Source organism: Rhizobium sp. BK312, assembly GCF_014193605.1.
In the GTDB taxonomy this organism is placed as follows: domain Bacteria; phylum Pseudomonadota; class Alphaproteobacteria; order Rhizobiales; family Rhizobiaceae; genus Rhizobium.
The window spans coordinates 462,738-483,977 of the sequence record NZ_JACHZP010000001.1; the positions used below are offsets into that span (position 1 = coordinate 462,738).

General features: G+C 58.6%; 19 protein-coding genes. 10 read left to right on the forward strand and 9 right to left on the reverse strand.

What is annotated here, in order from left to right:
* Positions 1-57: 57 nt before the first annotated feature.
* From FHT85_RS02230 to FHT85_RS02245, 4 genes are all read right to left on the reverse strand, one after another.
* Positions 58-1,251 (reverse strand): NAD(P)/FAD-dependent oxidoreductase, encoded by a 1,194-nt coding sequence (locus FHT85_RS02230; protein WP_112411679.1) that lies wholly within the window; start codon positions 1,249-1,251, stop codon positions 58-60.
* A 77-nt stretch (positions 1,252-1,328) separates the two neighbouring features.
* Positions 1,329-1,886 (reverse strand): lytic transglycosylase domain-containing protein, encoded by a 558-nt coding sequence (locus FHT85_RS02235; RefSeq protein WP_112334474.1) that lies wholly within the window; start codon positions 1,884-1,886, stop codon positions 1,329-1,331.
* 267 nt (positions 1,887-2,153) lie between these two features.
* The gene (locus tag FHT85_RS02240) at positions 2,154-2,915 is read right to left on the reverse strand and encodes an N-acetylmuramoyl-L-alanine amidase (protein ID WP_112411678.1); all 762 of its coding nucleotides are present in this window, start codon (positions 2,913-2,915) and stop codon (positions 2,154-2,156) included.
* Positions 2,912-3,622 (reverse strand): J domain-containing protein, encoded by a 711-nt coding sequence (locus tag FHT85_RS02245; protein WP_112334471.1) that lies wholly within the window; start codon positions 3,620-3,622, stop codon positions 2,912-2,914. Before FHT85_RS02245 ends, FHT85_RS02240 begins: the two co-directional genes overlap by 4 nt.
* Before the next feature lie 272 nt (positions 3,623-3,894).
* On the opposite strand from FHT85_RS02245, the gene FHT85_RS02250 reads away from it, so the two are divergent.
* The 3 genes from FHT85_RS02250 (at position 3,895) to FHT85_RS02260 (ending at position 7,149) form a co-directional block, all read left to right on the forward strand.
* Positions 3,895-5,106 (forward strand): pyrophosphate--fructose-6-phosphate 1-phosphotransferase, encoded by a 1,212-nt coding sequence (locus tag FHT85_RS02250; protein ID WP_112411677.1) that lies wholly within the window; start codon positions 3,895-3,897, stop codon positions 5,104-5,106.
* A gap of 118 nt (positions 5,107-5,224) precedes the next feature.
* Positions 5,225-5,860 (forward strand): LysE family translocator, encoded by a 636-nt coding sequence (locus tag FHT85_RS02255; RefSeq protein WP_112334468.1) that lies wholly within the window; start codon positions 5,225-5,227, stop codon positions 5,858-5,860.
* Positions 5,861-5,994: 134 nt separating this feature from the next.
* On the forward strand, positions 5,995-7,149 hold the full coding sequence (locus FHT85_RS02260) for a lytic transglycosylase domain-containing protein (RefSeq protein ID WP_112411676.1): 1,155 nt from the start codon (positions 5,995-5,997) through the stop codon (positions 7,147-7,149).
* A 29-nt stretch (positions 7,150-7,178) separates the two neighbouring features.
* On the opposite strand, the gene FHT85_RS02265 is transcribed toward FHT85_RS02260, so the two are convergent.
* Positions 7,179-8,567: a serine hydrolase domain-containing protein gene (locus FHT85_RS02265; RefSeq protein WP_112411675.1), complete on the reverse strand. Its 1,389-nt coding sequence runs from the start codon at positions 8,565-8,567 to the stop codon at positions 7,179-7,181.
* A gap of 192 nt (positions 8,568-8,759) precedes the next feature.
* Here FHT85_RS02265 and FHT85_RS02270 point away from each other — a divergent pair, with 192 nt between their 5' ends.
* The 5 genes from FHT85_RS02270 (at position 8,760) to FHT85_RS02290 (ending at position 14,089) form a co-directional block, all read left to right on the forward strand.
* On the forward strand, positions 8,760-10,007 hold the full coding sequence (locus tag FHT85_RS02270; RefSeq protein WP_112411674.1) for a DUF3419 family protein: 1,248 nt from the start codon (positions 8,760-8,762) through the stop codon (positions 10,005-10,007).
* Complete coding sequence (locus FHT85_RS02275) at positions 10,004-10,678, forward strand: class I SAM-dependent methyltransferase (RefSeq protein WP_112334463.1); 675 nt, start codon at positions 10,004-10,006, stop codon at positions 10,676-10,678. The genes FHT85_RS02270 and FHT85_RS02275 overlap by 4 nt, the downstream gene beginning before the upstream one ends.
* Positions 10,679-10,892: 214 nt before the next feature.
* On the forward strand, positions 10,893-11,684 hold the full coding sequence (locus tag FHT85_RS02280) for a GH25 family lysozyme (RefSeq protein WP_112411673.1): 792 nt from the start codon (positions 10,893-10,895) through the stop codon (positions 11,682-11,684).
* Between the two features lie 79 nt (positions 11,685-11,763).
* Positions 11,764-13,008 (forward strand): lytic murein transglycosylase, encoded by a 1,245-nt coding sequence (locus FHT85_RS02285; RefSeq protein WP_112411672.1) that lies wholly within the window; start codon positions 11,764-11,766, stop codon positions 13,006-13,008.
* A gap of 154 nt (positions 13,009-13,162) precedes the next feature.
* On the forward strand, positions 13,163-14,089 hold the full coding sequence (locus tag FHT85_RS02290; protein ID WP_112411671.1) for a DMT family transporter: 927 nt from the start codon (positions 13,163-13,165) through the stop codon (positions 14,087-14,089).
* Between the two features lie 415 nt (positions 14,090-14,504).
* On the opposite strand, the gene metF is transcribed toward FHT85_RS02290, so the two are convergent.
* The 4 genes from metF to FHT85_RS02310 all read right to left on the reverse strand — a co-directional run bounded on the left by metF (position 14,505) and on the right by FHT85_RS02310 (position 19,147).
* Positions 14,505-15,407 (reverse strand): methylenetetrahydrofolate reductase [NAD(P)H], encoded by a 903-nt coding sequence (gene metF / locus FHT85_RS02295; protein ID WP_112334456.1) that lies wholly within the window; start codon positions 15,405-15,407, stop codon positions 14,505-14,507.
* A gap of 1 nt (position 15,408) precedes the next feature.
* Positions 15,409-16,434, reverse strand: a complete 1,026-nt coding sequence (locus FHT85_RS02300) for an ArsR/SmtB family transcription factor (RefSeq protein WP_112411670.1) — start codon at positions 16,432-16,434, stop codon at positions 15,409-15,411.
* Positions 16,435-16,625: 191 nt separating this feature from the next.
* Complete coding sequence (gene ettA, locus FHT85_RS02305; RefSeq protein WP_112334452.1) at positions 16,626-18,275, reverse strand: energy-dependent translational throttle protein EttA; 1,650 nt, start codon at positions 18,273-18,275, stop codon at positions 16,626-16,628.
* A 125-nt stretch (positions 18,276-18,400) separates the two neighbouring features.
* Positions 18,401-19,147 (reverse strand): ribonuclease T2 family protein, encoded by a 747-nt coding sequence (locus tag FHT85_RS02310; RefSeq protein WP_112334451.1) that lies wholly within the window; start codon positions 19,145-19,147, stop codon positions 18,401-18,403.
* Positions 19,148-19,312: 165 nt separating this feature from the next.
* Here FHT85_RS02310 and FHT85_RS02315 point away from each other — a divergent pair, with 165 nt between their 5' ends.
* On the forward strand, positions 19,313-20,245 hold the full coding sequence (locus tag FHT85_RS02315; RefSeq protein ID WP_112411669.1) for an alpha/beta hydrolase: 933 nt from the start codon (positions 19,313-19,315) through the stop codon (positions 20,243-20,245).
* 19 nt (positions 20,246-20,264) lie between these two features.
* Positions 20,265-21,224 (forward strand): DMT family transporter, encoded by a 960-nt coding sequence (locus FHT85_RS02320; protein WP_112411668.1) that lies wholly within the window; start codon positions 20,265-20,267, stop codon positions 21,222-21,224.
* The last annotated feature ends 16 nt before the right edge of the window (positions 21,225-21,240 follow it).

A 21,240-nucleotide genomic window follows, 5' to 3' on the forward strand; every position in this document is an offset into this window, starting at 1 on the left:
TTAACCGAGACCGCCGGCAATTGCCACCGAAATATGCTGGTTTGTGAAGAGCGGATGTCAATTGCGGAAATACGCTGAGAAATCCGTGCCGTAGCCTTCATCCTTGATTCGACCTGTAAGCAGCAGTTCCGCCCCGAGCCGGCCGATTTCATCGGAGCTCTTGGCGGCCATGCCACAGCCGCCCGTCAGAACCGCCACGCGTGGCGAAGAGGTGTAGCCGATCATCGGGTAACCCGATGGCGAATAGGAAACGGCACAGGAATTGGTGAAAGCCGGCGGCCGTCTGACGCCCGGGACTAGCCCGTGGAATATGCGCACCAGATGCTCGCGCGCCTTGTCGCGACCGGCCGTGCGGAACCAGGCACGCAGCTCCGTCTCGGTCGTGAATTGCAGATCATCGGGATCGCCACCGATCTTCATGTAATATTTGCCGTCCGGATAGCGGATCGGCGGCAGCATATAGATGCTGTCCACATCATCGGCTGCCTTGGATATCAGCGACGGCATGCCGGAAAGGGCTTCGGCTTCCGTCTCGCTCACTTCGAAGAAGGTGACCGTGCGGCCATAAACTTTCATCTCAACAGGTCGCGGCAAGAGATTCTCGGCAATGGAGAAACCGCCGGCGGCGAGCAATATCTTTTCGGCGCTGAATGTCTCTCCCTCGGCGGTCGTCACGACAGCTAGGCCGCCCTCGTCGCGGATCGATAGCGCCGTCTGCTTGATGACCCGCGCGCCGGCCTTTTCCGCCAGCAGGGATTGTGCCTTGACGAGCCGGCGCGGGCTGATGTGGCCGGCCCCACGCGGTTCGAAAACCCCTTCGCTTCCCGATGCGAAGGAGAAAAAGGGAAACTTCACCTTGAGTTCGGCATCATCGAGGATATCGGTTTGCACGCCGAGCCGCCTGGCCGCTTCTACGACATCACCGACATAAGCTATTTCATCACCCCGCTTCGGCCCGACAACAAGGCAGCCGACCGGGGCGTAGAATTGAATGCCGCTATCTCGTTCGATATCCGCATAACGGCCGATCGAACGGTTTGCGAGACGAGCCCAATCCGTATCCGGATCGATCGTGCGGGTAATACGGCCCTCGTCATAATGACTGCCGAAAACACCCTGGTGATTGGCGCGATCTTCAGGTTCATCCGGCCCGATAACGGCGATGCCGTCGGTTTGTCTGGCCAGGTGACGGGCAGCCGCTGCCCCCATCATGCCTCGACCGACGACGATGAACCTGAAATCCGCTGCCATACCGTAACCCTCACCGATAGTCGCGGTTTCGATAGCACGGAAAGCGATTCCGCCCTACCCGAATCCTGGCTTGGCTGTCAGTCCAGAAGTGCAAGCACCTTGCCGCAATAGCGCTTCGAGATCGGGTTCATGCGCGTGGCGCCATGGCCGGCATTGTATTTGAGGATGGTGTTGCAGGTCGGTCCCCCACCAAGATCCTGCGCCATGGCGAGATATTTCATGCCGAACTTGATGTTCGTTTCAGGATCGTAGAGCCCCTGGGCGCGACCCGTATAGCCCATCAGCTTGGCCGTCGCCGGCTTGATCTGCATCAGGCCGATTTCGCCTGCACTTCCACGAGTTTTCGGATTGAAATTGCTTTCGATCCGGATGACGGCAGTCGCGAGTTCAACTGCAACGCCGTTCTGCTTGGCATATTTGGCAATCAATACGGAGTAGCGATTTTGCCGTGCGAAGGAGGTCTCTGCATCACGCAATTCGACGGGAACATTGGGAACCGGGAAGCCGGTAGTGCGGCTGACGATCTTGAGAGGAACAGTTTTCTGCTTTGCGTGGCGCTCGCCCGCAGAGGCGCAATCATATCCCATCAGCAGCACGCCCATGCATGCCACAGCCGCAACAATCAAATTTTTCATGTAGTCTTTTGTCTCCAGGGGTGGGACCGCGGATAGCCAAAGCCATCACGTCCGGCTGGAGGCAAAAAGAGCCGCCGGAGTGCACAGTCCCCATTAGTCGTCTACGGCCGCGCGACACACAAACCCAGACGGCGCGACCGCCGTTCAGCGAGCGCCGTTAGACCAATGCAATGCGGAAATAATAGGGAAAAGCTATGGCGTAGCAGGGTGTTACGCGTTTTTGCATCTATAGCCGGCTATAAACACCCATGACAGGATGGAACGAATTCACGAATAGCCGGGCAACGCGGCCAGTAGGCGGTGAAGCGTATCGATCGTCGAAAAGTCGGCGATGCCGTCCACGCGCTCCTGCCGGAAATGGCGCTGAAAGGCTTCGACGTCGCCCTTCAGCTTTTCCGAGAATTCGCCATTTATTTCAGTGCTGTAGCCATAGAGCGAGAGCATCGACTGCAAGGCCTCGATCGGCTGACCCATATCGCCCTTCTGGAAGAAGCGACCGCCGGTGATCGAAGCCGGCTCAACCCAGTGCCCGACACCGGCCGCAGCCAGCCGCGCCCAGGGGAATTTCTCACCCGGATCGACCTTGCGCACAGGCGCGACATCGGAGTGTCCAAGCACACGTTCGGGCGCGATTGCCCAGCGTTGGCCGCAATCGCGACACAGTTCGATCACCGCTTCGATCTGCGCATCGGGGAATTCAGGCAGTCCGCCGGGATGGCCGGCATTGGCAATCTCGATGCCGATCGACGATGAATTGATATCGGTCTCGCCATGCCAGGAGCTCTTGCCCGCATGCCACGCTCGGCGCCCTTCCGGGACAAGCTGCATGACGCGCCCATCCTCGAAGACGAAATAATGACTGGAAACCTGGCTCTCCGCACGACAGAGCCAATCGAGAGCGCCCTCAGCCGTGCCCATGCCGGTATAGTGCAAAAGGATGATGTCAGGCCGACGCCCATCTCGCCTCTCGCCATGGTTCGGCGAAGGCTGCACATGGGCGCGAGCGAAATCGGCCTTGAATGCACTCATGCTGCGCGGCGTTCTTTCTCGATCTCGGCGTAAGCCGCATTCAGAGCCGCCATGCGCTCGTTGGCGATGGCATGGAACTCTTCCGGCACCCCACGCGACATGAGGCGATCCGGATGGTTCTCATAGACGAGGCCATGGTAGCGGCGGCGAATCGTCGGAAAATCGTCCTGACGGGAGACGCCGAGCACCTTGTAGGGATCGCGGCCGCCAACATTGACATGGCGCGCCATGATCTGCTCGAACCGCCCCTCGCTCATATGGAAGATTTCGGCGACATGCTGAAGGAAGGCCATTTCCTTCTCATGAATCAGGCCATCAGCCTTGGCGATATGGAAGAGACCATCGAGCACGTCTTCCAGCACCGGGCAATTCTCCGTGCAGGTTTCGCAAAGGGAGGACAGCCGCTCCGCATAGGCTTCGTAACCGGCCACATCCTGGCGCGCTAGATTATAGAGACGAGCGACATTTTTCGCTTGATCGGGCGGAAATTCGAAGATCTCGCGGAATGCGTTGACCTCGTTTTCCGTGACCACGCCGTCTGCCTTCGCCATCTTGGCGGACAGGGCGATTATAGCAACGGAAAACGCCACCTTGCGGCGCGTTTCCGGATCGCCTTCAAAGACAGTGCGAATGGCCTCGACGACCGCCGACAGGGCATTGCCGGCAGTGCTACCGATAGCATTCAGCAATTTTTCCCAGAACGACATGCCGGTCTCGATATCCACTAAACAGTAGAACACCTTGATCAAATAATAGTTGCCATTGCAAGCAGTCCATTCGTCGCAAGGGCGAAAACACTTTTCACAATTTGGTAATGATGCTGCATTGCGAGCAACCAGCCAAGCGTCCTATCCGGCCTTTGGGGGCGAAACAAACCGCGGATTTCTTAAATTCTTTACTTTACACCCATGTCCGCCTGTCGCATCCATTCCCACCGCAACCACTGAAATGACGCAGCATGACTGCAAGGAGGATCTCCATGGCCAAACAGAAAGTCGCAATGCTCACTGCAGGCGGACTGGCGCCCTGCCTTTCGTCTGCCGTTGGCGGGCTGATTCAGCGCTATAGCGATGTGGCACCTGACCTCGGCATAATCGCTTATCGTTCCGGCTACCAGGGAGTTCTGCTGGGAGACAGCATCGAAGTGACGCCGGCCATGCGCGAAAAGGCCCACCTGCTGCATCGCTACGGCGGCTCGCCGATCGGCAACAGCCGCGTCAAGCTCACCAACATCGCCGATTGCGTCAAGCGCGGCCTGGTCAAGGAAGGCGAAAACCCGCTGCGCGTCGCAGCCGAGCGGCTGGCGTCCGACGGCGTGACCATTCTTCACACGATCGGCGGCGACGACACCAATACGACGGCCGCCGATCTCGCCGCCTATCTTGGCGCCAATGGCTACGACCTGACGGTAGTCGGCCTGCCGAAAACCGTTGACAACGACGTCGTGCCGATCCGCCAGTCTCTCGGCGCCTGGACGGCTGCCGAAGTCGGTGCCGACTTCTTCGACAATGTCAGCAACGAACAGACCGCGGCCCCAAAAACCCTCGTCATCCATGAAGTGATGGGCCGCCACTGTGGCTGGCTGACCGCTGCAACCGCGCGCGCCTACATTCAGAAGACCAGCGCCAACGAATATGTCGAAGGCTTCATGATGAATGCCGATTTGAAGCGCATCGACGGCCTCTATCTGCCGGAAATGGTCTTCGACATCGAGGCTGAAGGCGAACGCCTGCGCACTAACATGGAAAAGACCGGCCAGGTGACGTTGTTCGTTTCGGAAGGCGCGGGCCTCGACGCGATCGTCGCCGAGCGCGAAGCAGCCGGCGAAACCGTCAAGCGCGATGCATTCGGTCACGTAAAGATCGACACCATCAATGTCGGTGGCTGGTTCCAGAAGCAATTCGCAGCCATCATCGGCGCCGAACGCTCGATGGTGCAGAAGTCGGGCTATTTTGCACGCTCCGCGCCGGCAAACGCCGAGGACCTTCGTCTGATCCAGGGCATGGTCGATCTCGCCGTGGAAAGTGCGCTCAACAAAGTATCAGGCGTCACCGGCCATGATGAAGGTCAGGGCGGCAAGCTACGCGTCATCGAATTTCCGCGCATCAAGGGCGGCAAGGCCTTCGATACCTCCACTCCCTGGTTCGCCGAGATCATGGATCATATCGGCCAGAAATACACACAGGCCTGATAGATCTGTGATCAACGGACTGATTGATAATCAGGCGACCCGATTGTCAATCAAGCGGTTGACGGATCGCTAATCCGATGTCTTTGCTGGCGGCGAAATAGGAATTAGGGAGGATTCCATGTCCATCGAAACCTGGCTCGCTTTCGCCGCCGCATCCTGCATTATGCTGGCCATACCAGGCCCGACCATTCTCCTCGTCATATCCTATGCACTAGGCCACGGCCGCAAGACGGCGCTGGCAACGGTGACTGGCGTCACGCTTGGCGATTTCACGGCAATGACCGCTTCGCTCGCCGGTCTCGGCGCCCTCCTTGCCACTTCAGCGACACTATTCACAATTCTGAAGCTGATCGGCGCAGCCTATCTCGTTTTCCTCGGAATCAAGCTCTGGAGAGCCCCTATTGTGACGGGACCGATGGGCGACAACGACAATCTCCCAGAGGAAAAACCGTTAAAAATTCTCTTACACTCATACGTTGTGACCGCCCTCAACCCGAAGAGCATCGTCTTCTTTATTGCGTTCGTTCCGCAATTTCTCGACATGTCGAAGCCATTTCTTCAGCAAACGCTTATTCTAGAGGCAACTTTCCTCACTTTAGCGGCCTTGAATTCGCTTATTTACGTCTTCGTCGCCGATATGGCACGCGGCTTCATCCGCAAGGCAAGCGTGCAACGCGCTGTTAACAGAACGGGGGGAACCCTGCTGATTGCAGCCGGTGCAGTGACCGCCGGATACCGCCGGATGGCCGCCTGAGGCGGTGCAGGGTTGCGAGGCGATCACGGATAGGTTAATGGGGATTCATAATTTTATCGATCCTGTGACCGAATTTGGCGGTCCTGTGGCCGAATTGCATCGAAATTAGGTTTGGTTTTTTCGAAAGTGACAGAATGGTAACGATCGGATTTCCCAGCCTGAAGCGCAGCGTTGCCTTGTCGGCAATGATGTGCGGCGCTCTCGCCGGGTGTGCAAGCACTCAGCAGCAGACGTCTCAGGCAGAACTCCCGTCGGCACACGCCAACGTGCCGCATCCGAATACGACCCTGACCGCAACTGGCACGGCCGCGCCTGCAGTAGGCGGCGTGGCAGTGGCCGCGATACCGCCGAATTTCATCGGTCCGCGGCAGCCGCAACAGATGGCAATGGCAAAGTCCGGCCGTGTTGTCCCAGGTTCGACAAACGTTGCTGCTGCAAGCCAACAGCAGATGGACGCGGGACGTTTCGGCACGCCTGTTGCGAGCGCTGCCAATCAGGGAACCGCCGCAATCGCTGCCGCAACAGGCGCTCCAGTTGGCAGCAACTCAGCCGCAGCAGCCTATGCCGCGTCCGACGTGCCGCTGGTGCCTTCCGTGGTCGCTATCCCGATGCCTAATCCGGCGCGCCCTGGTGATGCCGCGCTCACGCCGGTTTCCTCCTCCGTGGCTCAGAGCCAGCCCGGCATTCCGATGACATCGGATGTTGCGGCCATTCAGGTCGCCGTGCCGACGCCGCGTCCAGGTTCGACACCGCAGACTGAAGTCGCTTTCGCCACGCCCGCGCAGATGGGCGTTCCGCGCTATGCCGACAATCGCATGCATTATGACTTCAATTTCGACAGTAGCGGTCCGACTGTCGTGCCGGCCGTCATGACCACCCCCAACACTGCGAATTACGATTCCGATGTTCCGGCTGAGCAAAAGAGCTACGTTTCGAAGCTCATCCAGAAATACGCCAAGCTTTACGAAATTCCGGAATCCCTGATCCATCGCGTCGTTCACCGCGAAAGCCGTTACAATCCGAAAGCCTATAATCGCGCCGGATATTTCGGCCTGATGCAGATCAAGTATAATACGGCGAAGTCCATGGGCTACGAAGGCCCGGCGTCCGGCCTCCTGGACGCGGAAACCAACATCAAATATGCCGCCAAATATCTACGCGGTGCATGGATGACGGCCGACAGCAAGGTTCAAAACAAGGAAGCCAATGCCGTGCAGCTTTATGCCCGCGGCTATTACTACGACGCCAAGCGCAAGGGCCTGACTGACGTCGCCAACGGCAATTACTGATTTTATCTAGATAGTTCTGAGAAGCCGGCCTAATTCGTGGCCGGCTTTATCACATCCATGATCCGCTTCAGCAGGATTTGCGGCCGATAATCCGCCCAGGTCGGCGTCAGCCCCATCCGCACGACGACGAGATTGGCCGACGGGACGATTGCGACCGTTTGGCCGTCATGACCGGTCATCCAAAATGCATCCGCGGGCAGACCGAATTGGGCGTTAGAGCCGCCGGGCCCCGCAAGCCAGGCCTGAACCTGCGAGTAAACGCCCTCGGAAGCCTTCGTCGGCGTGCGCATGGCGCCGACGAATCCCTCCGGCAGCAGACGATGCCCATTCCAGACCCCGTCTTGCAGCAGAAACATGCCGAAGCGCGCCCAATCCCGGGCATTGGCATAGAGATAGGAACTGCCGACGAAGGTGCCGCGCTCGTCGGCTTCGAAAACGGCGCTATACATGCCGAGCGGCCCGAAGAGTGCCTCTCGCGGATAGGAGATGGCAGCGCTCAGATTGGGCAGCCGGTTCATCCAGAGGCGGGAAAGCAGCGCAGCCGTGCCACTGGAATAGCTGAAACGCTCGCCCGGCGCTGCCAGCTGACGCGCATTGGCTGCTAGGCTCGTCACATCCGCGTCGAGATAAAGCATGCGCGTTACATCCGATACGGTGCCATAGGATTCATTGAACGCAAGCCCGCTTTCCATGGCGAGAAGATCGCTGAGCTTGATGTTCTTGCGCGAGTCGGCGCTCCATTGCGGCAGAAGATTCTGATCGTCGAAGGACATGCGCCCGGCCAGCATGAGTCGGCCGATAATCGCGGCATTCACCGTCTTCGTCATCGACCAGCCTATCAGCGGCGTTGCCTTGCTGAAGCCATCGCCATAGGTCTCGGCGACAATACGGCCATCCTTGACGACGACGATCGCACGCATGGCCGGCCCGGCGAGATCCGGATTCGATACGACATCGGCAAGCTTCTTCCCCACGTCACCCTGACCGAGGTTTACCGTATCTCCATCGGGCCAAACCGCATCGCTCTTCGGCGCCTTCACCTTGTTGAGGAAGACGGCGCTGCGAGCCGTTTGCAGATCACCGTCCGGCACCAGCGCACAGCCGAGCGCACCGCGATAAAGCGCACGGTTCGGCGCGAACAATCCCAGGAAACGGGCCGTCACCACACCCTCGTCCCGATCGACATAGACGCGAATGAGCTTCAATGCCGGATTGCCGGGAGCCTGGACATCTTCCTCCATCACCTTGTCCGGGTCCCGCTTGGCCACGAACGTATTGGAGCAGACGATCTTTGCCGCGTAGCCGTCGCCGACCTTTAGCAATTCCGGCGGATAAAGAGAGAGCCAGACGGCTCCGCCGGCGACAATGATCAGCAGCAGAACAATAAGAGCCCCGATCACTCTCGATATCAAACGCATGTCGCATACTCTCCAGAAAGGTAGGCGGAGACAATCAGGAAACGCAGCAAGATGAAAGACCTATGATGATCAGGGCTCCTTAAATATGTGCAAGGATGCTTTGCAGCTGGATCTGCCAACAGCCCGCGTCATCAGACTGTAGCATTGCCGGGTTACACGCCCTGAACTTCACAAATCGGTGACAAGACTCAGATGACGGAATTCGCCCCGGATGCCGGTCTCCAAAAGAACCGGAAACTCAAGGACGCTCTGCTGCAGCACAAGGCACTGTCTAAGGCAGGCCTTTCCGAGCGCTTGTTCGGCATGTTGTTTTCCGGCCTTGTCTATCCGCAGATTTGGGAGGATCCGGATATCGATATGGAGGCGATGGAGCTGGAAGCGCATCATCGCATCGTCACCATCGGTTCGGGCGGCTGCAACATGCTCGCCTATCTCTCGCAAAATCCCGCATCCATCGATGTCGTCGATCTCAATCGCCATCACATCGCACTGAACAAGCTGAAGCTTGCAGCCTTCCGCTTGCTTCCCGGCCATACGGACCTGGTGCGTTTCTTCGGAACGGCCAATTTTTCGGGCAATAGCCAAGCCTACGACCAGTTCATCGCGCCGCGCCTCGACACGGCAACGGCTGACTACTGGGATGGTCGCGATCTCTATGGCCGCCGCCGCATCACGGTCTTCAACCGCAATATCTACAAGACCGGCCTTCTCGGCCGGTTTATCGGCGCTGCCCATATACTGGCACGCCTGCACGGCGTTCGCCTCCAAAAGATGACTGAAGCCCGTACCATGCGCGAGCAGCGTCAGTTCTTCGAGGAAGAAATCGCTCCGATCTTCGACAAACCGGCAGTTCGCTGGCTGCTCGGCCGCAAGAGCTCGCTCTTTGGCCTCGGCATTCCGCCGCAACAATATGACGAGCTTGCGAGCCTGGCCGGCGACGATTCCATTTCTGCCGTGCTGAAACACCGCCTGGAAAAGCTCGCCTGTCATTTTCCGATGCGCGACAATTACTTTGCCTGGCAGGCATTCTCTCGGCGCTACGCTGCCCAGCATCAAGGGCCTCTGCCCACCTATCTCAAGCCGGAGCACTACGCGGCGATTCGCGCCAATGCCGATCGTGTAAGCGTCCATCACGCCAATTTCACCGAGCTTCTCGCTTCGAAGCCGGCAGCTTCGCGCGATCGCTATATCCTCCTCGATGCGCAGGACTGGATGACCGACGAGCAGCTCAATGGCCTCTGGGCGGAGATCACCCGGACAGCGCGCGAAGGCGCCCGTGTCATCTTCCGCACGGCCGCCGAAAAGAGCATCATCGAAGGCCGTCTTTCTCAAGCGATCCGCGACCAGTGGGTCTATTTCGAGGAGCGTTCGCAGGAACTCAACGTTCGTGATCGCTCGGCCATCTATGGCGGCTTCCACATCTACGGGAAAAAAGCGTGAGCCAGGCGGACACAGGCATAGAAACCAGCGCGAACAACCACGCCAAGCTGATGGACGGCATGTACCGTTATCAGCGTCACATCTATGACCTTACCCGCAAATATTACCTATTCGGCCGCGATCGAACGATCGAACAGCTGAATGTTCCCGTCGGCGGCTCGCTTCTGGAAGTGGGCTGCGGTACCGGCCGCAATATGCTGCTCGCCTATCGGCGCTTCCCTTCTGCCCGCCTTTATGGCCTCGATATCTCGCAGGAAATGCTGATCTCCGCCCGCAATAATTTCCGCGGCCTGAAACAGATGCCGGATTTTCGCGTCGCCGATGCCACCGCTTTCTCGCCCGACGATTTCGGCACCGAGGGCTTCGACCGTGTCATGGTCTCCTACGCGCTGTCGATGATCCCCGACTGGAAAAATGCCATCGACGCATCGCTCGACGCAGTCGCACCGGGCGGCGAGCTTCACATCGTCGATTTCGGCCAGCAGGAAGGGTTGCCAGGCTGGTTCCGTGCCATGCTCAAAGGCTGGCTGAAGAAATTCCACGTCACTCCCCGCGCCGATCTTTTGACCGTGCTCGAAGAGAAGGCTGCAGTGCGGGGCATGTCGGTGAAAACCGAAAAGATCGGCCGTGGTTACGCCTGGCGGGCTGTAGCGACCCGGCACGGCGCCTGAGCGGCGACAGATTCCAGCGCAAAATCCGGCCTCGGAAGGCGCCAAACATAAGATTTTGCTTGAAGATAACGCATTTTTTACGTTGATATGGTAAATAAAGTGGCAAGACCTGCTGGCAACGGTATGGTCTGCCGCTCTTTCGGAGTCTCGGGGACCACATTACGGAAGCCAAATCTTGGGGCAGCAAGATCACTCGGGCCATAACAGGATATCTATGCGCCGGCTTCTGGCATGCCTACTGCCGCTCGCTCTTGCCTTGACTGGCTGCACAACGGGCTATGACGCCCTCTCGACGGCGGCCCTTCCCAAGACCAGGTTCGCCGATACAAAGCCGCAAGATTTCGGCCGTGATCATCCGCAGCGCCATCCGATCCATGGTATCGATATTTCCAAATGGCAGGGCGATATCGATTGGAAGGCAGTCAAAGGCTCCGGCGTCGCCTTCGTCTTCATCAAGGCGACAGAGGGCAAGGATCGGATCGATCCACGCTTCACCGAATATTGGAATGAAGCCAGTACTGCTGGATTACTGCACGCACCTTATCATTTCTTCTATTTCTGCTCGACAGCCGATGAGCAGGCCGATTGGTTCATCCGCAACGTGCCGAAGGATGCCATGGCGCTTCCGCCCGTCGTCGACGTCGAATGGAACCCGGGCTCCCCGACCTGCAAGACCAGACCGGCTCCCGAAACGGTACGCAGCGAGATCAAGCGCTTTATGGATCGCCTGCAGGCCTATTACGGCAAACGCCCGATCATTTATACTTCGGTCGACTTTCACCGCGAAAATCTAGTCGGCTATTTCAAGGACTATCACTTCTGGGTCCGATCCGTCGCCAAGCATCCGAAAGAGACCTACGCAGACCGCAGCTGGGCCTTCTGGCAATATACCTCGACGGGCGTCATTCCCGGCATCAAAGGCCCGACGGATATCAATGTTTTTGCCGGTTCCGAACAAAATTGGCACAACTGGGTAGCAGCAGTAGAGAAGCAAGGAAATTCTTGAGACTGCAGCCAATTCTCTCTTGCTTATGTCACAATCTTCTGTGAAAGCGACCCTATTCTATCACTGGAAAGGATCGCTCATGGATCGTCACACCATTCGACGCGGCGCGCTTGCGTTGCTCTTCGCCTCAGCCATGACCGGTACGGCATTGGCTCAAAGCGCGGCTCCGGCTGCAGTGCCGCCCGCGAGCAGCGATGCCACTCCGAAGGTAGCCTGCGGCGGCGATCTCACCGCATTTCTGGCCGGTGTGAAGGCTGAGGCGATTGCCGATGGCGCAGATGCTGCCGCTGCCGACAAGACGCTCGCCGGCGCCCAGATTGACCAGAAGGTTCTCGCCATGGACCGCAGTCAGGGTGTCTTCCGACAGACCTTCCTCGAATTCTCCCAGCGCACCGTAAGCCAGGGCCGTCTCGACATCGGCCGCCAGAAGATGAAGCAATATGCCGACGTCTTCGCCAAGGCCGAACAGGACTATGGTATTCCTGCGGCCGTGATCACAACCTATTGGGCCATGGAAACAGATTTCGGCGCAGTTCAGGGCAATTTCAACACCCGCAACGCCTTGGTCACCCTCGCTCATGATTGCCGCCGGCCGGATTCCTTCCGCCCGCGACTGATCGCCCTGATCAAGATGGTGCAGGACGGCGACGCTGATCCGGCAACGACGACCGGCGCGTGGGCTGGGGAAATTGGCCAGACGCAGATGCTCCCGCCCTCGATCATTGCTTACGGCACCGATGGCGATGGCGACGGCCACGTCAACTTGAAGACCAGCGCGCCTGACGTCATTCTGACCACGGCAAAATTTCTCCAAAGTCTCGGTTTCGTTCGCGATCAACCCTGGCTGCAGGAGGTTTCGGTACCAGACAATCTGCCTTGGGAAAAATCCGGCATCGGCGGCACGTTGACGGCCGGTGACTGGTTCAAGCTCGGCGTCAAGCCGCGCGACGGCAATACGAATTTCGCCTCGTTGCCGGCTGCGCTCATCATGCCGCAGGGCCGCAAAGGTCCCACCTTCCTGACCTATCCGAACTACAATGCTTTTCTCGGATGGAACCAGTCGTTCATCTACACGACATCGGCCGCCTATTTCGCCACGCGTTTCGCCGGCGCACCGCCCTATAACAAGGGCAATCCCGAGCCGGGCCTGAACGACGTCGACATGAAGGCGCTTCAGACCAAGCTTGTGGCCCGCGGCTATGATGTCGGCAAGATCGACGGCATTCTTGGCTCCGGCACGCGTGTCGCGATCCAGAAGGAACAGTTCCGCCTGGGCATGCCAGCTGACGGCTGGGCGACGACGGCACTGCTCAACGCGCTCTGATTTTTCCATATATCGATCGAAAGGCGGCTCCAGGCCGCCTTTTTTGTATCTGCTCTCCTCGCACTCGTGAGCATCCACAATTCCCAAACAGCAAGAAACGGGTGGAGAGCCTACCCTCCTTCCGGTTTAGATGCCTCGAAAGAGGAGAGATGCCATGAATGGCGAACATCGAATGAGCGCCTCGACCTGGGGCCTGCTGCTGTTGCTCGGATTGATCTGGGGCGGTTCGTTCTTCTTCGCCCGCATCGCCGTTCACGACGTACCGCCCTTCACGCTCGTCTTTCTGCGTCTGTCGCTGGCGGCTGTGGCATTGCATCTCTATCTAGCCGGCCGCCTCGGCATTTATCAGTCCCTGCGCCGTCATTGGCCGCAATTTCTGCTGCTGGGCTTAATCAACAATGCGATACCGCATACGCTGATCTTCTGCGGCCAGACGCAGATGGGTGCCGGGCTCGCATCCATCCTGAACGCGACAACGCCGATGTGGACCGTGTTGATCGGCAATCAGTTGACAACGGATGAGCGCCTGACATCGGCCAAGCTGGCTGGTTGCCTCACTGGACTCCTGGGAACCATCGTGTTGCTCGGACCGAGCGTTACCAGCGGTGACTCGGTACCCTTCTGGGCACTCCTATTGCCGATTCTCGCGGCAATCTCCTACGGATTCGCAGCGATTTATGCCAAACGCTTCAAAGGCATCGCGCCGCCGGTTGTAGCAGCGGGCCAATTGACAGGCTCCTCGCTCATCATGCTGCCGGTCGCACTGATGATCGACCAGCCTTGGGCGCTTGCCACCCCGCCGGTAACGGCAATTGCCGCCATTCTCGGCCTGGCGCTGCTGTCGACCGCTTTTGCCTACATCCTCTATTTTCGCATCATCGAGCTCGCCGGCGCCACCAACACCTCCCTCGTCACTCTGCTCGTGCCGCCGAGCGCGCTATTGCTCGGCTTCCTCTTTCTCGGCGAGCGGATGGGGCCAACCGAAATCGCCGGCATGCTGCTCATCGCCGCAGGTCTGCTCGTCCTCGATGGGCGGTTTTTCTTATGGGTGAAACGCGGCGTTAGGACGCGGGAAACATGATCTCCCGCTCCATTCGTATGGTCTGCAGTCACAACATATTAATATTTATTCACAACCCGTCATCGAGCCAGAAATCGATATTTATAACGTAATATCAAAATGTTGCCGAAAGCTCATGAATCACACCGCGAACTCGATACCGCGTCGCAGCATCGAATGTTCTTTCCAAGCAACACATTTTCGACATAACATTTAACAGCTGACTGAGGAGGAAGACATGGGATTAACACGATCCATCAACGTCCTAGTGGTCGGTGCGGCCTTCGCTTTCGTCGTGACGATGCTTTTCATCTGACGGCTTCAGTGAAATTCGCACACGACCAAACTCCGATAAGTTAACAAAACCCCTGCTTTATTAGAAAAGCGCATGTCCGGCCGGACATGCGCTTTTTATCGTCACGCTTCGCAAAGCGGTTTAGGCAGCAGCGCCAGCCTGGGAAGCCACCTTGCGCTGCAGACCGAGCCGCTCAAGCACGGCGGAAACAAGCGGCGAACGGTTCATCGTATAGATGTGAAACTCGTGAATGCCACGGCGCACGAGATCCTGTATCTGTTCGGCAGCCACGTCGGCTGCGACCTTGGCGCGTTCCTCGATATTGTCGTCGAGATCGTCGAAACGCTCATCAAGCCAGGAAGGGATACTGGCGCCGCATGCACCCGCAAAGCGCTTGAGTTGCGTCAGGTTCTGGATCGGCATGATGCCCGGCACGACGGGAATCTTGATGCCCGCTGCGCGAACGCGATCATGATAACGCTCGAAGGCGTCATTATCGAAGAAGAACTGCGTCAAGGCTCGATCAGCACCGTTCTCTGCCTTGCGCTTCAGCATGTCGATATCGGCTGCCGTATCGCGGCTTTCCGGATGCTTTTCGGGATAGGCGGAAACGGAAATGTCGAAATCGCCGCGCTCCCGCAAAGCGCCAACCAGTTCCGCGGCATTGGCGTAACCGCCCGGATGCGGTTGATAGGCCGAACCGACACCACCCGGCGGATCGCCGCGCAACGCGACGAAACGGCGAACACCCGTAGCCAGGAACTCGTCGATCACACGATGCGTATCTTCGCGTGTAGCGCCGACGCAGGTCAGATGCGATGCGGTCGTGAACGGCGTCTCGTGGATCATCTTTCGCACGGCGGAAAGCGTCGGCGCCTTGGTCGAGCCGCCCGCTCCATAGGTCACAGAAACGAATTCAGGGTCCCAATCGCTGAGTTCCTCGACGGTGTTCCACAGCTGTTGTTCGGCCTCTTCCGACTTCGGCGGAAAAAACTCGAAGGAGATGCGGATACCCGCGTTATGGCTTTCTGATCTCGAAGACATGTCAAACACTCCCGGCAAGAATGGGGGATGACTGGTGGCCCTGGCCGGCCGCAATCAGCAACCGCGGGTCGCGCGCCAGCCAGATGGTAACGGTCAGCGCCTGTCCGCCTTCCCTCCCCGAATGAAGATCCTGCACACGCTCCACATCCAGCCCCGCCAGTTTCAGCCAATCCGACATGGCCTGATGCGAGAAGCCGAGGCGCAGATGCGCATGCTCGTCACGCAGATATTCAAGCCCGTGCGGCGCGAGGTCGATGATGACAAGCCGGCCGCCGGGCCGAAGCATTCGCGCCGCCTCGTTAATGGCGACCTCCGGCTGATCGAGGAAATGCAGCACCTGATGGATGGTGATGAGATCGAAATCCTGCTGCTCGAGCGGCAGGTTGAAAATATCGCCATGACGCACGGAGGCGCTTGTGATATTGGCCCGGTCGAGATTGGCGCGAGCGACCGCCAGCATGTCACGGCTGGCATCGATGCCGATGGCGCGGCGGTAATGCCCGGTCAGAAGCTGCAGCATCCGGCCCGTGCCGGTGCCGAGATCCAGGAAGGAGTCGATTGGTTGCGGGCCGATCAGGTCGATCAGCGCCTTGTCGACATCCTCGTCGGCGACATGGAGACGACGCAGTTCATCCCACTCGGCGGCATTGCGGCTGAAATAGGCCTGGGCGCGTTCGGCCCGGATACGCTTCACGGAAGCAAGACGTTCGCCGTCACGCAGCAGCACCGTATCCTTTTCGGCGGTATGGCGCAGGAGGCTGCGGGCCAGCGTCACGGCCTTGCCCTCCTGCTTCAGCCGGAAGTAAGCCCAGGCGCCTTCCTGATAACGATCAATCAGTCCGGCTTCGCCGAGCAGCTTCAAATGCCGGGAAATGCGCGGCTGCGACTGGCCAAGGATTTCGGTAAGATCAGTCACCGTGAGATCGCCGGCAGCGAGAAGCGCGAGAAGACGCAGCCTCGTCGGCTCTCCGACCGCCTTCAACACGTCCACTACGTCATCCAAGCCGAGTTTAACCAGATCTGTCATTCCGCACCCAATCAAGATATAAAGATATCTTTATGTGATTTTGGTTTTCTTGGCAAGAGCCAATCGGCTAGCCAGGGGAGTTCGACGTCGGAAATCCGTTAGTTTCCGGCGAAAACAGAATATCGAGGGCGATTGCTACATAAACGAAAACCCCGGACAAGCCGGGGTTTTCAAAGAGCCAAACCGGGAGCTCAGCGTGTCAGGCGCTTATGCGCCTGGCTGCCCGGATTAAGGGCATCGGGGCCGAGACGGCGGATCTTGTCCTGCTCGTAATCTTCGAAATTGCCTTCGAACCATTCGACATGGCCTTCGCCTTCAAAGGCCAGGATGTGCGTGGCCAGGCGGTCGAGGAACATGCGATCGTGGCTAATGATGATGGCACAGCCGGCGAAGTTTTCAAGCGCGCTTTCCAGCGCCCCCAGCGTTTCCGTATCGAGGTCGTTGGTTGGTTCGTCGAGCAGAAGCACGTTGCCGCCAGCCTTCAACATCTTGGCCAGGTGAACGCGATTGCGCTGACCGCCAGAGAGATTGCCGACCTTCTGCTGCTGGTCGCCGCCCTTGAAGTTAAAGGCGCCGCAATAGGCGCGCGAGTTCATGTCGAACTTGCCGAGCTTGATGACTTCGGCGCCGCCGGAGATCTCCTCCCATACCGTCTTATTGCCGTCAAGCGCATCGCGGCTCTGGTCGACATAGCTGAGATGCACCGTCTCGCCGATGCGGACCGTGCCGGCATCCGGCTTTTCCTGCCCGGTGATCATCTTGAACAGGGTCGTCTTGCCGGCGCCGTTCGGGCCAATGATGCCAACGATGCCGCCGGGCGGCAGCTTGATCGACAGATCGTTGATCAGCGTGCGGCCTTCGAAGCCCTTGGTGATGCCCTCCATCTCGATCACCACCTGGCCGAGACGCTCGCTGACCGGAATGATGATCTGCGCATCACCGGGACGCTGATTTTCGGCAGCATCGACCAGCTGTTCGTAAGCGTTGATACGCGCCTTGGACTTGGCCTGGCGGGCCTTGGGGCTGGAGGCAATCCATTCCTGTTCGCGGCTGATCGCCTTCTGGCGGCCAGCTTCTTCGCGGGCTTCCTGCTGCATGCGCTTGGCCTTGGCCCGCAGATAGGCGGAATAGTTGCCTTCGTAGGGAATGCCACGACCGCGGTCGAGTTCGAGAATCCAGCCGGTAACATTGTCGAGGAAGTAGCGGTCGTGGGTGATCATCATCACGGCGCCCGGATAGTCGCGCAGGTGCTTTTCCAGCCAGGCAATGGTCTCAGCGTCGAGATGGTTGGTCGGTTCGTCGAGCAGCAGCAGGTCTGGCTGCGAGAGAAGCAGACGGCACAGTGCGATACGGCGGCGCTCACCGCCTGAAAGGCTGGTGACTTCGGCATCGCGCGGCGGGCAGCACAAGGCTTCCATCGCCATCTCCACCTGGCTTTCCAGATCCCAGAGGTTCTGGCTGTCGATGATATCCTGGAGCTTGGCGCCCTCTTCCGCCGTCTCGTCGGAATAGTTCATCATCAATTCGTTGTAGCGATTGAGGATTTCGGTTTTCTTGGCAACGCCTTCCATGACGTTTTCGAAAACCGTCTTGTTGGGATCGAGCTGAGGCTCCTGCGCCAGGTAGCCGATGGTGGCGCCTTCGGCCAGCCAGGCTTCGCCGGTATATTCCTTGTCGAGGCCGGCCATGATGCGCAGCACGGTCGACTTACCTGCACCGTTCGGGCCGAGAATACCGATCTTGGCATCGGGGTAGAAGGAGAGATGGATATTCTCGAGAATCTTCTTGGCGCCATAGGACTTATTCAGACCGGCCATATGATAAATGAACTGACGTGCCATAGCTTGGGTTGCTCCACGGGCGAATAGCGTTGCGATTTGTGCCGCTATGTAGGCGAAACCCCGCCCTCGGGCAACGGCGAAACCTTGTCCGAGGGCATTATCCGCGTCAGAAAGGCCGTATTTTCTCAGAAACCGGCCGCGTCCACCACACCCCGATCACAGCCGAAGGAGGTGCTGCCGGCCCCCTGGATCAGTTTGGCGAGCCGCGGCTCACTGCCCTGCTGGGGATCGATCGCATCTTCGGAGAGACCGATGGTCAGCTCCGAAATCATTCGGACATCGCCGACGCGGCGGCAGCTCATCTTGATGCGCGCATTGGCGCCCTCGCCGAAGCTCTGATCAAAGGCCGCCTTGATGCTTTCGGCATCCAGCTCCTTGCCGATATTCTGCGCGAAAAGATCCCGCACGGCAGACGTATTGAGTTCGGCGATCAGGCCAGCGGCGATGGAGAAATATTGGTCGGCGCTGAGCTTCGTGCAGGTGCCGTGCTTGATCCATTCATGCCGCTCCAGGCCGGATTGAGTGCCTGGCATTGCCTTGTCCAGCTTCGCCTTCACGTCTTGGGAAAGTTGCACGGCAGGCAGATCCTTCCAGTCGCGGCCACGATCCGCCTGCTTCAGATCCTCGGAAACATCGCAATATTCCTGCCGCATCGGCCAGAGGCCATGCAGAGAAAAATTCGTGGCATCATGATTGTTCGACGACTGGTTCCGGCATTCCGCCTTTTTCTGGTTCGTCTGACAAAATGCCGGCTCCCAGCTCGCCGCCAGGATAAAGCGCGTCCGTCCGCGGCTATGTTCCTGAGCCATGGCGCTCGCCGCCGTTCCGACCGAAAGAAGTACAACTGCAAATACTCGAAGCCACTGCTTCATTCCTGCCTCCAACTAGAACATTATGGGAACAAATAAGCAGTTTGAGCGAGCAGGCGCAATCCTGAATCACGGCGCTCGGAAAGATTTATTTCTGTGAGCTTTACCACCTCTCCATTGCAATCGAGCGGAGGATAACCTTTCGTCTAACTGGGGAGGAGCAAATATATGTTCGCCGAGACGCAGCGCCTGAAAAGTCCGACCGGTGCAACCCTTGCCTATCATCATTTGCCGGCAGCAACCGATGCTTGCGGCATCCTGCTGATATCGCATGGTCTCGCCGAGCATTCCCGCCGATATGAGGCCTTCGCGGATGCGATGGCGGGCCGAGGCTTTCATGTCTATGCTCATGATCATCGCGGCCATGGCGAGACGACGGCCCCTGATGCACCCATCGGCCGCTTTGCCAGAAGAAATGGCGTCGCTCAGGTCATCGCCGATGTGCTCGCCGTGCGCGAGCTTGCCGCAAGCTCCCATCCTGGTCTGCCGATCATCCTGTTCGGGCATTCCATGGGCGGGTTGATTAGCCTGAATACTGTGGTCACGCATCCAGCCAAGTTCGATGCCGTCACCGTCTGGAATTCCAATTTCAATCCGGGCCTTGCCGGCCGCGCCGCCCAACTCATCCTCAAAACGGAGCGCATGTTCAAGGGATCGGACGTTCCGAGTGGACCGCTGCCGAAACTGACCTTCGACACCTGGGGTAAATCGATCGCCAACCGCCGCACCGATTTCGACTGGCTCTCGCGCATTCCCGAGCAGGTGGACAAATATATCGCCGATCCGCTTTGCGGCTTCGACGCATCCGTCTCGCTCTGGCTGGACCTGTTCGAACTCACTTTCCGCGCGCCACAGAAGGCACATCTCGATCGTCTCCGACGTGACATGCCGATCCATCTCGTCGGCGGTGGCAAGGATCCCGCGACCGACGGTGCGAAAGCGATTTCCTGGTTGGCAAAGCATTTGGAAAAAGCCGGATTCTCTCGTATCACCACCGAAATCTATCCCGACATGCGGCACGAGACTCTCAACGAAATCGGTGCCGAGGAAGCCATTTCCAACTTCGCCGACTGGTGCAAGAGGGTAGCGGCAAACAACTGATTCTCATGGGAATTCCACAATGAACACCTCCAGCGGCTCCTCGGCGCGATTGCTGCAGTCGGAGCTGACCTTCGGTTTGGTGACGATGTTTCTCTCCGTCGTCCTCTCGCCAGTCATGGATATCTTCTCCAAGCTCGCGGCGACCACGATTCCGCCGGGCGAAGTGACCGCCGCCCGCTTCATCTTCCAGGCTCTTTTTGCGCTCCCCATGATGGCAATGCGCGGGAAATGGGGCGTGTGGAGTTGGCGGCGCAGCGGCGTCCATGCCATCCGTGCCGCCGTGCTCACGCTGTCCATGGTGTCGTTCGTGACCACGCTGCAGATAATGGAAGTGGCCGATGCCATTGCAATCTTCTTCGTCGAGCCGATGATACTCACCATCCTCAGCAGCATCTTCCTGAAGGAAACCATCGGCTGGCGGCGCTATACCGCCTGTGCCGTCGGCTTTTTCGGCGCGATGCTGATCATCCAGCCAAGCTTTCAGGAAGTCGGCTTTTTCGCCTTGCTTCCTATCGTCACCGCGTTTTGCGTCGCCGTCTACGTCATGATCACGCGCGTGGTCTCCCATAGCGAGGACGCATGGTCGATGCAGTTCCGGACGGCTTTATGGGGGACCGGCATCAGTGTGGTCCTGCTTGCCATCGGTCGAACGACGGGATCTACAATCCTCGATCCGGTCATTCCGGATCTGATGGCCACGCTCTATCTGCTCGGCGTTGGCGTTACTGCGGCAGCGGCGGGTATCCTCACGGTATATGCCTATCGCGCCGTGCCGGCCTCGACACTTGCGCCGCTGCAGTATTTCGAGATCGTTTCCGCCACGATCTTCGGCTGGCTCGTCTTCGACAATTTCCCGGATGCGATCAAATGGCTCGGCATCCTCATCATCACCGGCTCGGGGCTTTACATTCTCTGGCGCGAGCGGCGCTTTGCTTCCAAGCCCGTATCCGATACATCTGAAACAGCATTCACGCCGTAAGCGGGAGAGCGGATCG

Coding starts and splice junctions, on each gene's coding strand:
- FHT85_RS02230 (WP_112411679.1), bottom strand. CDS start 1,251: ATGGCAGCGGATTTCAGGTTCATCGTCGTCGGTCGAGGCATGATGGGG.
- FHT85_RS02235 (WP_112334474.1), bottom strand. CDS start 1,886: ATGAAAAATTTGATTGTTGCGGCTGTGGCATGCATGGGCGTGCTGCTG.
- FHT85_RS02240 (WP_112411678.1), bottom strand. CDS start 2,915: ATGAGTGCATTCAAGGCCGATTTCGCTCGCGCCCATGTGCAGCCTTCG.
- FHT85_RS02245 (WP_112334471.1), bottom strand. CDS start 3,622: ATGTCGTTCTGGGAAAAATTGCTGAATGCTATCGGTAGCACTGCCGGC.
- FHT85_RS02250 (WP_112411677.1), top strand. CDS start 3,895: ATGGCCAAACAGAAAGTCGCAATGCTCACTGCAGGCGGACTGGCGCCC.
- FHT85_RS02255 (WP_112334468.1), top strand. CDS start 5,225: ATGTCCATCGAAACCTGGCTCGCTTTCGCCGCCGCATCCTGCATTATG.
- FHT85_RS02260 (WP_112411676.1), top strand. CDS start 5,995: ATGGTAACGATCGGATTTCCCAGCCTGAAGCGCAGCGTTGCCTTGTCG.
- FHT85_RS02265 (WP_112411675.1), bottom strand. CDS start 8,567: ATGCGTTTGATATCGAGAGTGATCGGGGCTCTTATTGTTCTGCTGCTG.
- FHT85_RS02270 (WP_112411674.1), top strand. CDS start 8,760: ATGACGGAATTCGCCCCGGATGCCGGTCTCCAAAAGAACCGGAAACTC.
- FHT85_RS02280 (WP_112411673.1), top strand. CDS start 10,893: ATGCGCCGGCTTCTGGCATGCCTACTGCCGCTCGCTCTTGCCTTGACT.
- FHT85_RS02285 (WP_112411672.1), top strand. CDS start 11,764: ATGGATCGTCACACCATTCGACGCGGCGCGCTTGCGTTGCTCTTCGCC.
- FHT85_RS02290 (WP_112411671.1), top strand. CDS start 13,163: ATGAATGGCGAACATCGAATGAGCGCCTCGACCTGGGGCCTGCTGCTG.
- metF (WP_112334456.1), bottom strand. CDS start 15,407: ATGTCTTCGAGATCAGAAAGCCATAACGCGGGTATCCGCATCTCCTTC.
- FHT85_RS02300 (WP_112411670.1), bottom strand. CDS start 16,434: ATGACAGATCTGGTTAAACTCGGCTTGGATGACGTAGTGGACGTGTTG.
- ettA (WP_112334452.1), bottom strand. CDS start 18,275: ATGGCACGTCAGTTCATTTATCATATGGCCGGTCTGAATAAGTCCTAT.
- FHT85_RS02310 (WP_112334451.1), bottom strand. CDS start 19,147: ATGAAGCAGTGGCTTCGAGTATTTGCAGTTGTACTTCTTTCGGTCGGA.
- FHT85_RS02315 (WP_112411669.1), top strand. CDS start 19,313: ATGTTCGCCGAGACGCAGCGCCTGAAAAGTCCGACCGGTGCAACCCTT.
- FHT85_RS02320 (WP_112411668.1), top strand. CDS start 20,265: ATGAACACCTCCAGCGGCTCCTCGGCGCGATTGCTGCAGTCGGAGCTG.